The sequence below is a fragment of the Cypionkella sp. PAMC25878 genome, assembly GCF_058135695.1.
In genome coordinates this window covers 3,021,626-3,034,872 of record NZ_CM176871.1, presented here as the reverse complement: position 1 = coordinate 3,034,872, position 13,247 = coordinate 3,021,626, and the positions used below count along the sequence as shown (strand labels likewise).

At 60.5% G+C, this 13,247-nt stretch carries 17 protein-coding genes; 6 read left to right on the top strand and 11 right to left on the bottom strand.

Translation table 11 applies throughout. The annotated features are described in order from the left end of the window. The first annotated feature begins 341 nt into the window (after nt 1-341). Complete coding sequence (locus ACS5RD_RS14825; RefSeq protein WP_489928060.1) at nt 342-1,511, top strand: Hint domain-containing protein; 1,170 nt, start codon at nt 342-344, stop codon at nt 1,509-1,511. Nucleotides 1,512-1,760: 249 nt separating this feature from the next. Further along, nucleotides 1,761-1,892, top strand: a complete 132-nt coding sequence (locus ACS5RD_RS14820) for a hypothetical protein (RefSeq protein ID WP_489928059.1) — start codon at nt 1,761-1,763, stop codon at nt 1,890-1,892. Here ACS5RD_RS14820 and ACS5RD_RS14815 read toward each other — a convergent pair whose 3' ends face one another. From ACS5RD_RS14815 to ccmA, 6 genes are read right to left on the bottom strand one after another with little or no spacing between them, the layout of a single operon-like run. Beyond that, on the bottom strand, nt 1,893-2,291 hold the full coding sequence (locus tag ACS5RD_RS14815) for a hypothetical protein (protein ID WP_489928058.1): 399 nt from the start codon (nt 2,289-2,291) through the stop codon (nt 1,893-1,895). Next, the gene (locus tag ACS5RD_RS14810; protein ID WP_489928057.1) at nt 2,288-2,821 is read right to left on the bottom strand and encodes a DsbE family thiol:disulfide interchange protein; all 534 of its coding nucleotides are present in this window, start codon (nt 2,819-2,821) and stop codon (nt 2,288-2,290) included. Before ACS5RD_RS14810 ends, ACS5RD_RS14815 begins: the two co-directional genes overlap by 4 nt. Beyond that, a complete protein-coding gene (gene ccmD / locus ACS5RD_RS14805; RefSeq protein ID WP_489928056.1) occupies nt 2,814-2,987 on the bottom strand; it encodes a heme exporter protein CcmD in 174 nt (57 codons plus the stop codon). Before ccmD ends, ACS5RD_RS14810 begins: the two co-directional genes overlap by 8 nt. Next, a complete protein-coding gene (locus ACS5RD_RS14800) occupies nt 2,984-3,712 on the bottom strand; it encodes a heme ABC transporter permease (RefSeq protein ID WP_489931383.1) in 729 nt (242 codons plus the stop codon). The genes ccmD and ACS5RD_RS14800 overlap by 4 nt, the downstream gene beginning before the upstream one ends. A 36-nt stretch (nt 3,713-3,748) precedes the next feature. Next, nucleotides 3,749-4,405, bottom strand: a complete 657-nt coding sequence (gene ccmB / locus ACS5RD_RS14795; protein WP_489928055.1) for a heme exporter protein CcmB — start codon at nt 4,403-4,405, stop codon at nt 3,749-3,751. Next, nucleotides 4,402-5,028: a heme ABC exporter ATP-binding protein CcmA gene (ccmA, locus tag ACS5RD_RS14790; protein ID WP_489928054.1), complete on the bottom strand. Its 627-nt coding sequence runs from the start codon at nt 5,026-5,028 to the stop codon at nt 4,402-4,404. The genes ccmB and ccmA overlap by 4 nt, the downstream gene beginning before the upstream one ends. 99 nt (nt 5,029-5,127) lie before the next feature. Between ccmA and ACS5RD_RS14785 the strand changes: the two genes are divergently transcribed. Further along, nucleotides 5,128-6,120, top strand: a complete 993-nt coding sequence (locus ACS5RD_RS14785) for an aldo/keto reductase (protein WP_489928053.1) — start codon at nt 5,128-5,130, stop codon at nt 6,118-6,120. Between the two features lie 80 nt (nt 6,121-6,200). On the opposite strand, the gene ACS5RD_RS14780 is transcribed toward ACS5RD_RS14785, so the two are convergent. The 4 genes from ACS5RD_RS14780 to yajC all read right to left on the bottom strand — a co-directional run bounded on the left by ACS5RD_RS14780 (nt 6,201) and on the right by yajC (nt 9,608). Then, nucleotides 6,201-6,554 carry an Mth938-like domain-containing protein gene (locus tag ACS5RD_RS14780; protein ID WP_489928052.1) on the bottom strand — a complete coding sequence of 118 codons (354 nt, stop codon included), beginning with the start codon at nt 6,552-6,554 and terminating at the stop codon, nt 6,201-6,203. Between the two features lies 1 nt (nt 6,555). Continuing rightward, nucleotides 6,556-7,533 (bottom strand): protein translocase subunit SecF, encoded by a 978-nt coding sequence (secF, locus tag ACS5RD_RS14775; RefSeq protein ID WP_489928051.1) that lies wholly within the window; start codon nt 7,531-7,533, stop codon nt 6,556-6,558. Between the two features lie 11 nt (nt 7,534-7,544). Next, nucleotides 7,545-9,212 (bottom strand): protein translocase subunit SecD, encoded by a 1,668-nt coding sequence (gene secD / locus ACS5RD_RS14770; protein ID WP_489928050.1) that lies wholly within the window; start codon nt 9,210-9,212, stop codon nt 7,545-7,547. Nucleotides 9,213-9,275: 63 nt separating this feature from the next. Beyond that, nucleotides 9,276-9,608, bottom strand: a complete 333-nt coding sequence (gene yajC, locus ACS5RD_RS14765) for a preprotein translocase subunit YajC (RefSeq protein WP_054008577.1) — start codon at nt 9,606-9,608, stop codon at nt 9,276-9,278. Between the two features lie 195 nt (nt 9,609-9,803). On the opposite strand from yajC, the gene ACS5RD_RS14760 reads away from it, so the two are divergent. After that, the gene (locus ACS5RD_RS14760; RefSeq protein WP_489928049.1) at nt 9,804-10,040 is read left to right on the top strand and encodes a tautomerase family protein; all 237 of its coding nucleotides are present in this window, start codon (nt 9,804-9,806) and stop codon (nt 10,038-10,040) included. On the opposite strand, the gene ACS5RD_RS14755 is transcribed toward ACS5RD_RS14760, so the two are convergent. Continuing rightward, the gene (locus ACS5RD_RS14755; protein WP_489928048.1) at nt 10,024-10,944 is read right to left on the bottom strand and encodes an acyltransferase family protein; all 921 of its coding nucleotides are present in this window, start codon (nt 10,942-10,944) and stop codon (nt 10,024-10,026) included. The two genes, ACS5RD_RS14760 and ACS5RD_RS14755, sit on opposite strands and share 17 nt — an antisense overlap. 285 nt (nt 10,945-11,229) lie before the next feature. Here ACS5RD_RS14755 and serS point away from each other — a divergent pair, with 285 nt between their 5' ends. Next, nucleotides 11,230-12,519: a serine--tRNA ligase gene (gene serS, locus ACS5RD_RS14750; protein WP_489928047.1), complete on the top strand. Its 1,290-nt coding sequence runs from the start codon at nt 11,230-11,232 to the stop codon at nt 12,517-12,519. Between the two features lie 42 nt (nt 12,520-12,561). Continuing rightward, entirely contained in the window at nt 12,562-13,239 is a 678-nt protein-coding gene (locus tag ACS5RD_RS14745) for a TspO-related membrane protein (protein WP_489928046.1), read from the top strand. Nucleotides 13,240-13,247: the final 8 nt, after the last annotated feature.

Sequence of the window (13,247 nt, the reverse complement as noted above, 5' to 3'; positions counted from 1 at the left end):
GATTTAGAAACGCTGAATTTCCAAGTGTAAACCAATGCGTCGCATCGCGTTCACCATCGGCAAATATCGGACACTCACATCTGCCTGTGGTTGGCTTCAACTCAAATCAACAAACTGATAAACATATATAATATGTCACGCCCTCACCGTGGCGCGACTGCCAGAATTTCTCCGCCAGCGGCCGACGCGGAAAAATGAACAGTATTCGCCAATACAACCCTTAGTCTTTCGTTAACACTCTATAGTTGTGATTTGATTCTGTCGGCATATATCTTAGAACGACACACAGAGACTCGCTCAACCTAGAGGCGATTTTCCGCCTTCCCCGAGGAGACGCTGCCATGCCGGACCGTACCAGAGATATCGAGCTCTATCAAAATGAGGGCGCGCTGATCACCTTGGGCTCGACCCAGATCATCAGCTTTACCAAATTTGACACCTCGACCTCTGCCACGGTCACGTTCCAAGATTCAGCCCCGAACAACGGCGCATGGAACGCCGGGGAAACTGCCAAAATCGGTGGTGATCCGGCGACGCTTTTGGGCACCGGGCTGTCCTATGCCGGGGTCAAGGTCACTATTCTGGGCGTCACACTGGCCAACATCCAGCTGAGCACCCCGGTCCGCACCGCTTTGCTCGATGTCGATCGCACCCAGATGCTGCATTTCTACAACGCCGATGGCTCTGAGGCTGACCCTGCCGCGCTGCTTGATGCCCTCGCCAGCCAACTGGTCACCGCCCTCAACGGGGCTATTCCGGTGCTGCTGCGCCCGGCGGTCAACGCCATTCTCGCCAATCCGCTGCAATTCGTGCAGAACAACGCCCTGCTGACGATGAACCTGACGGCAGGCGGCGTGGTGCCCTTCGTGCCCTGCTTCACCGCTGGCACCAAGATCATGACCCGCAAGGGCGAGATTGCCGTCGAAGACCTGCGCGTCGGCGATGATGTGCTGACGGTGGACAATGGTTTCCGCCCGATTCGCTGGATTGGCCGCCGGAAACTCAGCATGCGGCAGCTGCAACTTGCGCCGCAACTGCGCCCGATCCGCATTGACATCGGTGCATTGGGCAATGGCCTGCCACTGCGCCCGCTGGAAGTCTCACCGCAGCACCGCTGTCTGATCCGCTCGCAGATCGCGCAGCACATGGTCGGCACGCGCGAGGTTCTGGCCGCCGCCAAGCATCTGCTGTCGGTCGAAGGTATTTCGGTGGTCGAGACTGACGCCCCGGTGACCTATTTCCACATCCTGCTCGACCGCCATGAGCTGCTGATTTCCAACGGCGCTGCTACCGAGTCGTTTTTCCTCGGTCCGGTGGGGATGTCCGCGATGTCGGCCAGCGACCGTTTGGAGATCATGTCGTTGTTCCCCGACCTGTGCACCGAGGAGGCCCATCATGTCATGCCACCCGCCCGCAAATTCCTTGTCGGCCATATCGCAAAATCCATCGTTGCCCGCGCCATCCAGAACACCAGCCCGGTCGTCGAGCCCCGCAGCTATACAAGTGCCTAGACCCGACGACAGCGAGGGAGGCCGCAAAAGCTGGTGGCTGTTGCCCTGCATCGGCGGTGGCGCGGCGGTCTGGGCGCTGCTGTTCTACAGCTTCCTTGGTTGAACGCGCGCCGAAGAGTTTGGGCCGCCGATCTTGCTATAATCCGCAACAATTTGTTTCCAAAACAAAGAGCGCTCGTGACAACGGCCTTATGTTCTTGTTAAGTTCCCTTCGGCATCCTGAGCATATAGCCTCAGAGAGACCCAGTCATGCCCGAGCGTTTTCCACCCCTCGCCCCACAAGAATCTAGCCGTTGCGTGTCAGCACAGCTGCTACAAGCCCTGCCGCTGGGCGAGTTGTGCCTGGGCCTGCTGATCGGCCTTGTGCTGCTGCTGGCCTGATCAGCCGCCACAGCTTGGCACAGCCGCAGGCAAAGGCCATAGCGTAAACGCCGCACCATCGGCCGCGCGGCAGGTCAGGATCGGGCGGTTGTAGCCGTTGTTGTGAAACAAACACTCCACCGTCACCCCGGCTTGGGTGCCGGTCATCAGATTGGTGATCTCAAAGGCCGGACCAAAACTCATCGTCAGCGCCGCCCCGGTGCAACCTGCGATCACCACGCCTTGGCCCTCGGGCGCGATAGTCACTCGGTCGTTTTGTAAAGTTGCAATACCGCCACCCAGCCGCCCGATCCGCTCGTAACTGCCGGCGAAATAGGCCGGGCCGGGGGTGCCGGGTTTCGCGCTGGCCGGACCAGCCGCCAAAACCACCAAGATAAGCAAACCCCACCGGGCGCTCATTCGGCGAGTGCCTTATCCAACTCAGGCTGAAAGCGTTGCAGATAATCGTCGCCCACCATCGGCCCGATGAACTTATACGCCACCGAGCCATCGCCGCGCAGAATGAAGGTTTCGGGCGGCGCGGTCACCCCCCAATCCAGCCGGGTCTTACCCTTGGGATCAAAGGCGATGGCGGCAAACGGATTGCCATCCGACGCCAAAAACGCCGCCGCATCATCGGGTCGGTCCATCATATTAACACCAACCACATGAATCCCCTCAGCGGCCAATGCCTTCAGCGTGCCATTCTCCGCCCGACACGGCGGGCACCAGCTGGCCCAGAAATTCACCACAGTGACCTTGCCCGTGCGCAGATCGGCATCTGTCAGTGCTGGAAACCCCGGCAGAACGCCCGCGTTCAAGGAGGGCGCCTGCTTGTCGATGAAAACCGAAGGCAGGTTCTGCGGATCGCTGCGCTGCATACCGACATAGAACATCACCGCCAGCCCCGCGAACAACACGGGCGGCAGATACATCAGCCATTTAGCCATTTTTCTTCTCCGCTTTCGCCGTCTTTGCCCGCGCTTCCACTTCCGCCAACGCCCGCTTCACCCGGGCCGATTTCCAGATCGACAGCACCACCAGCGCCACGATCAGTGCCACTGAGGCCGCATAAGACCCGATCACCGCGCCTGCGTATTTGCCCAATTCCATCATGCCAACCGCTCCCGCGAAAGCAGCGCAGACAACCGACGTGCGCGGATTTCCGTGCGGGTGCGCAGCAACACCAGCGTCACGAACAGCAGGATGAACCCGGCAATGCAGACATAAAGCGGCGAGGAATACACATCCGAGACATGCTCCTCACGGTCCAGCGACAGGCTTGCGCCCTGATGCAGACCTTGGTTCCAAAACAGCACCGCATAGCGCGACAGAAACGCGAAAACCGATCCCACGATGCACAACACGCTCGTCAGATCGGCGGCGGTATCCGGATCCTCGACCGCCTCCCACAACGCGATATAGCCGAGATAAAACAGCGCCAAAATCAGGAACGAGGTCAGCCGAGGATCCCAAGCCCACCACGTCCCCCACATCGGCTGCCCCCAGATCGCCCCGGTCACAAGGCCGATCAATGTGAAGGTCAACCCAATCGGCGCCGCCGCTTTCGCCGACAGGGCCGAGACATGGTGCCGCCGGATCAGCCAGATCAGCGACGCCACCAGCATCATCATCCAAGCCGAGATTGCCATCATCGCCGCTGGCACGTGCAGATAGATGATCTTCACGGTCGAGCCGAACTTATCCGCATCGGGGGTGAAAAACGCGCCCCAGATCAGCCCGACCACAAGGCACAGCACCGCCGCCCCGGTCACCCAAGGCAGCAGCAGGCCAGAGGTCTGCATGAACCGCTTCGGGTTCGCATATTCCCAGATCGACATCGTTATCCTCATCTTCGCGATCCTAGCACAGCCGTCTCAGCGCAGGTTGACGCGGATTGCCGCAGCTGAGGCGAACGGCAACAATGCCACCGCCCCCGCTGTGATCCCCGCCAGCAGCGCCAAGGGCGTGCCTACCGCCAAACCCGCCGCGCCGCGCTTCACAACTTCGGCACCAAAAATCAACGTCGGCATATACAAGGGCAACACCAGCAGGCTCATCAACAACCCGCCGCGCTTCACTCCAACCGTCAGCGCCGCGCCAAACGCCCCGATCACTGACAAAGCGGGGGTTCCAAGCGCCAATGAGGCCACCAACCAAACATAGCCCGCAGCCTCAAGGTTCAACAGCAGCCCCAACACCTGCGACACCAGCACCAGCGGCAGGCCCGTCACCAGCCAATGCGCCAGCGACTTCACCGCCACCACGGCCTCTAGCGGCATCGGCGAGGTCGCCAGCAAATCCAAGCTGCCATCCTCATAATCCAGCGCAAAAATTCGGTCGAGCGACAACAGACAGGCCAGCAGCGCCCCCACCCACAGAATCCCCGGCGCAATCCGTGCGAGAACGCTCGGCTCCGGCCCGACACCCAACGGCACGATCACCGCCACCAGCAGGAAAAACGCCAAGCCAAGGCCAAAGCCACCGCCCGCCCGCATCGCCAGCCGCAGATCTCGGATCAGCAGCGCGATCATCCGAACGCCTCATCAAACGCACCCAAACGCCCGCCCGCCGCAGGGCTGCGCGCCTTGAACGGGGTCAGATCCAGCACCTCGGCCTCCAGCCCCAGATCAATATGGCTGGCGATCAGCGCCGACCCACCCGTGCCAAGATGCCGCGCCACCACACCCGCAAACAACGCGACCGAAGCCGCATCCAGCGACACCGTCGGCTCATCCATCAACCAGATCGGCCGGCCCGTCACCAGCAGCCGCGCCAGCCCCAGCCGCCGCTTTTGCCCCGCCGACAGATGTGCCGCGCGCCTGTTCGCCAAAGCCTCCAGGTTCATCGCCTCCAACGCCTGCGCCACCGAATGTGTGCCATAAGCCGCCGCCCAAAACCGCAAATTCTCCGCCACCGTCAGCACCGCTTTGACTCCATCGGCATGGGCGGCATAGGCCACGGCCTCAGCCGCCACCACCACCTCCCCGGCTAAGGCAGGTTGCAACCCGGCCAAGCAGCGCAGCAGCGTGGTCTTGCCAATGCCATTCGGCCCGCGCAACACCAAGGCTCGCCCCGGCATCAGCCGGAACGTCACCGCTTCCAGCACCGCCACGCCGCCACGCGCTACGGTCAGATCGCTCACCTGCATGTCCATGCCTCACCCCTAACCCATCGCCCGCCTTGCGAAAAGACCCTGCGACAGCATGGCCTTCCCGCCGCACCCCGCTATATTGCCCCCAAACAGGAGGCTACCATGACCCTATCCACCACCCCCTTCGGGCGCACTGGCAAAACCACCACCCGGCTTGGCTTTGGCGCTTGGGCCATCGGCGGCACTTGGGGTGAAGTCAGCTTGGATGACGCCAAAGCCGCGCTGCACGCCAGCCTTGATGCGGGCGTGACCTTTATCGACACCGCCGACGTTTACGGCGATGGCCGCTCTGAACGCATCATCCGCGAGGTTTTGGCGGAACGCCCCGGCACCCGCCCTTTCGTCGCCACCAAAGCCGGACGCCGCCTGAACCCGCACACCGCCGTAGGTTACACTGGCCCCGCGATTGAGACCTTCATCGACCGCAGCCTGCAAAACCTTGGCGTCGAGTGCCTCGACCTTGTGCAACTACATTGCCCGCCCACTCCGGTCTATTCCAACCCGGCGGTGTTCGAGGCCCTTGATGCGATCAAAGCCAAAGGCAAAATCGCGGCCTATGGCGTGTCCGTAGAGACCATTGCCGAAGCCATGACCGCCCTTCAAAACCCCGGCGTCGTCTCGGTGCAGATCATCTACAACCTGTTCCGCCAACGCCCATCTGAGCAATTCTTCAAAGCCGCCAAAGCCCAAAACGTCGCCGTCATCGTCCGCGTCCCCCTCGCTTCTGGCCTGCTGACGGGCAAAATGTCGGCACAAAGCCAGTTCGCCGCCGACGATCACCGCAGCTTTAACCGCAATGGTGAGGCGTTCGACAAGGGTGAGACCTTCTCGGGCGTGCCCTATGACATCGCCCTGCAAGCGGTTGAGGAGCTGCGCCCTCTGGTGCCGCAAGGCGCCACGATGGCCGAATTCGCGCTGCGCTGGATTCTGATGGAAGACGCCGTCACCGTGGTGATCCCCGGTGCGAAATCACCTGCGCAGGCACGGGCCAACGCGAAAGCCGATGCCTTGGCCCCGCTTCCTGCTGCCACAATGGAAAAGGCGCGTGAGATTTACACGCGCCTGATTGCTCCTGAGGTGCACGGGTCTTGGTAACTTCCCGCCGCTCCGGACTTGATCCGGGGCCTCTACCCGCAACACATGAGGCCCCGGATCAAGGCCGGGGCGGCTGGATGTTAAACCACGAACAGGGCCGCTGCGATGCGGCGGCCCTCGCCCAATAGCACATTATACGTCCGACAAGCGGCGGGGGTGTTCATCGGCTCCACCCCAATGCCCTGCGCTTCCAAAGCCAATCGAAACGCCTTGGGCACCACAGAAACCTCCGCCCCCAACCCCACCAGCAACACGTCGATCTTGCCCACCAGTGACAGCGGCGCGGCAACATCCTCAAACCCACCCCAAGCCCCGGCATCCCAAGGTGTGATCAGGCTTGGCCCTCGCAACACATGGGTGCCTACCCGAAAAAAACCCGGCCCATAGCTTTCAATCGCTAAGGCCGAGCCGTAGGTGATCTCGGTTAGCCGCATATCAAGCGTCGATATTGGCGAATTCATGATCCGACGGCTTGCCGTTCTTCGGCTTTTCGCTGCGGTCCAAGCCGATCATCAGCACGATGTTCTTCGCGACATAGACCGAGGAATAGGTGCCCAGCAAAACCCCCATGAAAATCGCAAACGAAAAGCCCCGGATCACATCGCCGCCAAAAACCATCATCGACCCCACCGCGAGCAAGGTGGTCAGCGAGGTCATGATCGTCCGGCTCAATGTCTCATTCACCGACAGGTTCATCACATCGCGCAAGGGCATGGTCTTGTATTTGACCAAGTTTTCCCGCAACCGGTCAAACACCACGACCGTGTCGTTGATCGAATAGCCCAAAATTGTCAGCAATGCCGCCACGATGGTCAGATCGAACTTGATCTGGAAGAAGGCGAAAATCCCCACCGTGATGAACACATCATGCAGCAGCGCCAAAACTCCGCCCAAGGCGAACTGCCATTCAAACCGCATCCAGATATAGAGCATGATGCCGACCGAGGTGACCACCATCGCGAGGATCGAGGTATAGACCAACTCGCCCGAGACCTTCGGCCCAACGGTTTCTTCCGAGACAAACTTGATCGCCGGATCGAGCTTGGTCAACGAGGCTTTCACCGCCGCCAATTCCGTCTCACTCACCGCCTGATCAGCTTCGACCGAGGACAGCCGGATCATCGCCACATGCTGATCGGCGCGGAACGACGGATCGAACACTTCGGTGATCACCACATCGCCCACCGGCAGCCCATCCATCGCCTGACGGTAGGCCCCCACGTCAATCGGCTGCGACGAATCTGTGCGCAACGTGGTGCCACCCTTAAAGTCGATGCCGTAGTTCAGCCCCTCGGTACCCCAAAACAGGAACGCCGCCAGCATCAAGAGCACCGAGCCGCCAAAGGTCAGCCATTGATGCTTGAAAAAGTCAAAGTTGGTCTTCTCGGGTGCAAGTCGCAAACGCCAAGCCATGAGGTATCTCCTTACACCACGATTTCGGATGGCTTGCGCCAGTTGAACCAAACCGAAATGATCAACCGCGTCACCAGCAGCGCTGTGAACACCGAGGTGATAATCCCGATTCCCAAGGTCACCGCAAAGCCACGCACCGGCCCCGCGCCCAGAAAGAACAGCACGGCGGCCGTGATCAGCGTGGTGATATTGGCATCGACAATCGCCGACATTGCCCGCTCATAGCCGATCTCAATCGCCCGCGCCGTGGTTTTATGCACCCGCAATTCCTCGCGGATCCGCTCATAGACCAGAACGTTGGCATCCACCGCCATGCCGATGGTCAACACGATCCCGGCGATCCCCGGCAGCGTCAGCGTGCCACCGATGGAGGACAGCACCGCGAAAATCAGCGCCAAGTTGATGACCAGTGCAATGTTGGCGAACAGCCCGAACAGCCCATAGGACGCCAGCATGAACAGCGATACCGCCACCACGCCGATCACCGCCGCCTTTTTGCCCGCATCAATGCTGTCTTGGCCAAGTTCCGGGCCAATCGTGCGTTCTTCCAGAAAGTTCATCTTCGCAGGCAGCGCCCCCGCCCGCAGCAGCACCGCCAGATTGGTCGATTCCTCCAGCGTGAAATTGCCGGTGATAATCCCCGAGCCGCCCTGAATAGCGCTTTGAATCGTCGGCGCCGAGATCACCTTATCATCCAGCACGATCGCAAACGGCTGGCCGATATTGGCCGAGGTATATTCGCCAAACTTCCGCGCGCCCGAGACGTTGAACTTGAAACTCACCGCAGGGCGCGAGTTTTGGTCAAACGACGGTTGCGCATCGGTCAATTCCTCGCCCGACACCACTGGCTCATCGGCGACGATGTAATAGACATCCTTCTCATCCGACGAGGCGAGCAGGGAATTGCGCGGCCCCGGATCGGCAGCCGGATTGGTCGTGCGCCCCACCACGGTGTTAAACGTCAGCTTCGCCGTGGTGCCGATGATCGCCTTCAACTCGGCGGCAGACCCCAAACCCGGCACCTGAATCAAAATCCGGTCGGTGCCTTCGCGCTGAATCGTCGGCTCACGCGTGCCGACCGCATCCACCCTGCGCCGAATAATCTCAAGGCTTTGCTGCATGGTGCGGGTATCCGTCGCCACCCGCTCAGGTTCCGACAGTTGCACCACAATCTCTTGGCCCTCGGTGGTGACCTCCAGATCCTTCTGGCCCACCCCGGTCAGGCTGACCACCGGCGAGGCCAAAGCCTGCACCTTGGCCACCGCCACCGCCATGCCATCGGCATTACCCACCGAGACCCGCAACACGCCCGGCACCGAGGGCATCCGCCGCACCGCACCGACCTGATCGCGCACATCGCGCAACGCATCGCGAACGTCCGGCCACAGGCTGTCAATGCGCTGCGCATAGACATCCGCCACCTGCACTTCGGCCAACAGATGCGCTCCACCGCGCAAATCCAAGCCCAGATTGACCAAGGCCGAGGGCAGGAACGACGGCCATTTCGCCAAATCCGCCGTCTGCTCCGGTGTTGCCACCCCCGCATTGGCTGCAATCGCGGTGGTGGCGTCGTTATGCGCCTCGACTTGCGTGTAAAACAGGTTGGGAAGCGACGCGACAATCCCCCAAGCGCAAAGCGCAAGGATCAAAAGGCGCTTCCACAGCGGCGAATAGAGCATGATGTTTTGTCTCAGGTTAGGGTTAGCATCGGGTCGCAGCAACGCAGGCAGCAGGCCGAAACCTTACACCGCTTTCGCAGGTTCGGTCTTGTTCATCACCTGAGAAATGGTGTGACGCGGCATTTTCACCTTCACGCCTTCGGCAATCTCCACCTCAAGCACGCCATCGTCGCCAACCTTGGTGACTTTGCCGATGATGCCGCCTTGGGTCAGCACCTGATCGCCGCGACGCAAGCTATCGACCATCGCCTTCAGATCCTTCATCTTCTTTTGCTGCGGACGGATCAGTAGAAAATACATGATCGCGAAGATCAGAACCAAAGGCAGGAACGACGCGAAAGCCGAGCCTGCACCAGCAGCACCTGCGGTTTGCGCGAAAGCGGGGGTTACGAACATGGAAGTCCTCTCATTTCGGGGACATTTCCCCTGATTTGTCGGCGGGCACCCTACCCGCGCTCTGGCGGATAGGCAAGCCAACGCCGATCTAAGCGCTTTGGCGCGGCAAACCAGCCCAGAGGATTATTTTCTGCGCAAATTGTGTTTGATAAGCTTGGAAAGATCACGCCCCTTTCGGGCGATAAGGAGACGACCGTGCCCTATGTCAAAGTTGAAATCGCCAAAGGCATCGCCTCGGCCGAACAGAAACGCGCGGTGATCCGGGGAATGACCGATGTGCTGGTCAAGGAACTCGGACGCAACCCCGAATATATTTTCGTGGTGATCGACGAGATTGACACCGACAACTGGGGTCGCAAGGGCCAGTCGCTCAGTGAGCTGTGGCAAGATGCGAATTCTGATGCAACAAACCCGCCTAAAGAAACCGATTGACCCACGGCACCCGCTGCAACGCTGCCGTCAAGGCCCAAGCCAGAGCAAAAGCAAACACAGCCGCGAAACTGCGGTCCACGGTGTCAGAGAACAGCTTGAACGCCACCAGCATCGTCGCGGGGTGCAACAGGTAAATGCCAAAGGCATAGCTGGCGAGCCATGTCGGCCAAGTGCCCTTGATATTCACCCGCCAAACCGCCTCAAAAATCACCGCCACCAAGATCATCTGCACCGAGGCAAATTCAGGGCTGCGATTGTACAAAATCCCGCTGATCAGTGCCGCCGCGATGATCACCGGCCAAACCAACCCCATACGTTTGCCCGCAGCCAAGATCGCGCCAAACCAGAACAGCGGCAGCGCGAAAAACCATTGCGGCAGCGGCTGCGGAAACCCCGCAGGGTTGATGAACCAAGCTTGCGGCGCCAGTTTCGCGTGCAACAGGCCCAAGGGGATCGACACCACCACCAGCAAGATTGCCGCCAGATACATCCGCGCGGGGCGGTCAATAAAGCGCGACACCCACGGAATTGTGACCAGAAAGATCATCACAAACGGCAAAAACCACAGATGAATCGACGGTCCGATCAGCAGCGTCCACGGGTCCGACAGCACATGAAACGGCTCATCCGAGACGACTTCAAACACCAGCCGGAAAAACACGCACCAGAACAGCCACGGCAACGCAATCCGCTGCGCGCGGGCCAGCCAGAACCGCTCGCCATCCGAGCGCTCAAACGATCCCACCGCCAGAAACGAGGTCAGCACCAGAAACAAAGCCAGCGCGGTATAGCCGATATCAGCATAGGGCGCGCGGGCATGGTCCCAGACAATGCCAAAGGCCGCGACAAACCGCGCAAGGTCCACCGACCGCCTGTACCCCACCTTCACACCCGATCCTGCCACGCCCGCTCCTAGCCTGCTCCATCGGCCTTAGCCGAATGCCCGCGTCAAACCTAGAGCAAGTTCGGAAACGGTGCGTTTACAAGCCAAGCCCAGACTGCCACCAAACCCGGTGACTCTGGTGCAGGTTAGTCCGCCCGCACTGGTTAACAAAAGCAAAACATGCGCCCAGAAGCCTTTGATATTGCACAAACGCACCGCGTGTCCACGCGTGGACAGGGCCTCCCTTCCCCTTCGCCCGCAAATCGGGCATAACCTGCGCATTCCAGTTTTCCAGACGAGGCCCCTATGCACGACATCCGCGCCATCCGCGAGAATCCCGCCGCTTTTGAAGCCGCTCTCGATCGCCGTGGCCTGTCAGGCATCTCCGCCACGATCCTGAAACTGGATGAAGCCCGTCGCAGCAAAATCCTCGCTTCCGAGACCGCGCAAGCTCTGCAAAACGCCGCCTCGAAAGAGGCCGGTGCCGCGAAAGGCCGCGGTGATGAGGCCGAGTTCAACCGCCTGCGCAGCCTCGTGGCTGAGAAAAAATCCGAACTCACAGCCCTCGCCGCCGAAGCCGATCAATTCGACCGCGAGCTGCGCGACCTTCTGATGGCGATCCCCAACCTACCCCTCGATGAGGTTCCCGACGGTGCCGATGAAGACGGTAATGTTGAGATCCGCCGCTGGGGCCACCCGCGCAATTTCGACTTCCAACCGCGCGAACATTTCGACATCCCCGGCGTCAAACCCGGCATGGATTTTGAGACCGCCGCGAAACTCTCCGGCGCGCGGTTTGTGGTGCTGAAAGGTGCTGTGATCCGCGTCCACCGCGCCCTGTCGCAATTCATGCTCGACACCCATATCGAGGAACACGGGTTGCAGGAAACCTGGACCCCGGTGCTGGTCAAAGAAGACGCGATGTATGGCACCAACCAACTGCCGAAATTCGCCGAAGACAGCTACCAGACCACCAACGGCTGGTGGCTGATCCCGACCTCGGAAGTCACGCTGACCAATACTGTGGCAGGCGACACGCTTGACGAATCCGCCCTGCCGATCCGCATGACCGCCCACACCCAATGTTTCCGCTCGGAAGCAGGCTCTGCGGGCAAGGATACCTCGGGGATGCTGCGCCAGCACCAGTTTGAGAAGGTCGAGATGGTGACAATCTGCACCCCCGACACCGCCTTGGCCGAACATGAACGCATGACCAACTGCGCCCAAGCCATCCTTGAAAAACTGGAAATCCCCTACCGCACCATCGTGCTATGCACCGGCGATATGGGCTTTGGCGCGCAGAAAACCCATGACCTTGAGGCATGGCTGCCGGGGCAGAACAAATACCGCGAGATCAGCTCGGTTTCCACCTGCGGCCAGTTCCAAGCCCGCCGGATGAACGCCCGCTTCAAAGTGCCCGGTGGCAAGCCAGAATTCGTCGCCACGCTGAACGGTTCCGGCCTCGCCGTGGGCCGTTGTCTGATCGCGGTGCTGGAGAACGGCCAACAAGCCGATGGCTCGGTCGATTTGCCGACGGCTCTGCACCCCTACCTGCGCGGCAAGACAAAAATCAACGCAAGCGGCGTGTTGGAGTGAACCAAACCCCGGCTCATGCGTATCCCTGACATGAAACGCATGATGCAACCCGCCCTGCTTATCGTGACGCTGGCCTTCGCGGCAGCGCCTTTCATCACACCGCCCTTCATGGGTTACGATCCGGGCGTGTTCCCGGTGCGGATTGAGCGCCCCTCGGTGCAGCCCGCAGGCTATGCCTTTGCGATCTGGGGGCTGATTTATCTGTGGCTGATCCTGCATGCAGCGTTTGGCTTGATCAAACGCCGCGATGATCCTGCCTTTATCAAGCCCGCTTTGCCACTGGCGCTATCAGTCGCGCTTGGCACGGTCTGGTTGGCCATCGCCCTCGCGGCACCAATCCCCGCCACGCTGGCGATCATTGGCATGGCCGCAGTTACGATCTACGCTTATCTGATCGCCGACCCCGATCAAGACCGCTGGTTGTTGGCCTCCCCGCTGGCGATCTTCGCAGGATGGCTGACCGCAGCGGCGGCAGTCTCAACCGGAGTGATCCTAGCAGGTTACGGCGTGCTGTCAGATTCAACCACAACCACGGTCATGCTGATGATCGTGCTGGCGATTGCGATCACGGTACAAACCAAACGCCCGGACATGCCGATGTACGGTGCGACCGTGACATGGGCGATTATCGGGATTGTGGTGGCAAACTGGGGGCTGAATCCCAGCGTCGCCTATATCGCGACGGCAGAAGCAGCACTAATGGCGCTGACAACTCAGTGAAAATGCGC

Bases quoted from the DNA above. Each gene is read 5' to 3' on its own strand.
- serS (WP_489928047.1), top strand. From the start codon at position 11,230: ATGCACGACATCCGCGCCATCCGCGAGAATCCCGCCGCTTTTGAAGCC.
- ccmB (WP_489928055.1), bottom strand. From the start codon at position 4,405: ATGATCGCGCTGCTGATCCGAGATCTGCGGCTGGCGATGCGGGCGGGC.
- ccmA (WP_489928054.1), bottom strand. From the start codon at position 5,028: ATGGACATGCAGGTGAGCGATCTGACCGTAGCGCGTGGCGGCGTGGCG.
- ACS5RD_RS14785 (WP_489928053.1), top strand. From the start codon at position 5,128: ATGACCCTATCCACCACCCCCTTCGGGCGCACTGGCAAAACCACCACC.
- ACS5RD_RS14800 (WP_489931383.1), bottom strand. From the start codon at position 3,712: ATGTCGATCTGGGAATATGCGAACCCGAAGCGGTTCATGCAGACCTCT.
- yajC (WP_054008577.1), bottom strand. From the start codon at position 9,608: ATGTTCGTAACCCCCGCTTTCGCGCAAACCGCAGGTGCTGCTGGTGCA.
- ACS5RD_RS14745 (WP_489928046.1), top strand. From the start codon at position 12,562: ATGCAACCCGCCCTGCTTATCGTGACGCTGGCCTTCGCGGCAGCGCCT.
- ACS5RD_RS14825 (WP_489928060.1), top strand. From the start codon at position 342: ATGCCGGACCGTACCAGAGATATCGAGCTCTATCAAAATGAGGGCGCG.
- ACS5RD_RS14815 (WP_489928058.1), bottom strand. From the start codon at position 2,291: ATGAGCGCCCGGTGGGGTTTGCTTATCTTGGTGGTTTTGGCGGCTGGT.
- ccmD (WP_489928056.1), bottom strand. From the start codon at position 2,987: ATGATGGAATTGGGCAAATACGCAGGCGCGGTGATCGGGTCTTATGCG.
- ACS5RD_RS14810 (WP_489928057.1), bottom strand. From the start codon at position 2,821: ATGGCTAAATGGCTGATGTATCTGCCGCCCGTGTTGTTCGCGGGGCTG.
- ACS5RD_RS14780 (WP_489928052.1), bottom strand. From the start codon at position 6,554: ATGCGGCTAACCGAGATCACCTACGGCTCGGCCTTAGCGATTGAAAGC.
- secD (WP_489928050.1), bottom strand. From the start codon at position 9,212: ATGCTCTATTCGCCGCTGTGGAAGCGCCTTTTGATCCTTGCGCTTTGC.
- secF (WP_489928051.1), bottom strand. From the start codon at position 7,533: ATGGCTTGGCGTTTGCGACTTGCACCCGAGAAGACCAACTTTGACTTT.
- ACS5RD_RS14820 (WP_489928059.1), top strand. From the start codon at position 1,761: ATGCCCGAGCGTTTTCCACCCCTCGCCCCACAAGAATCTAGCCGTTGC.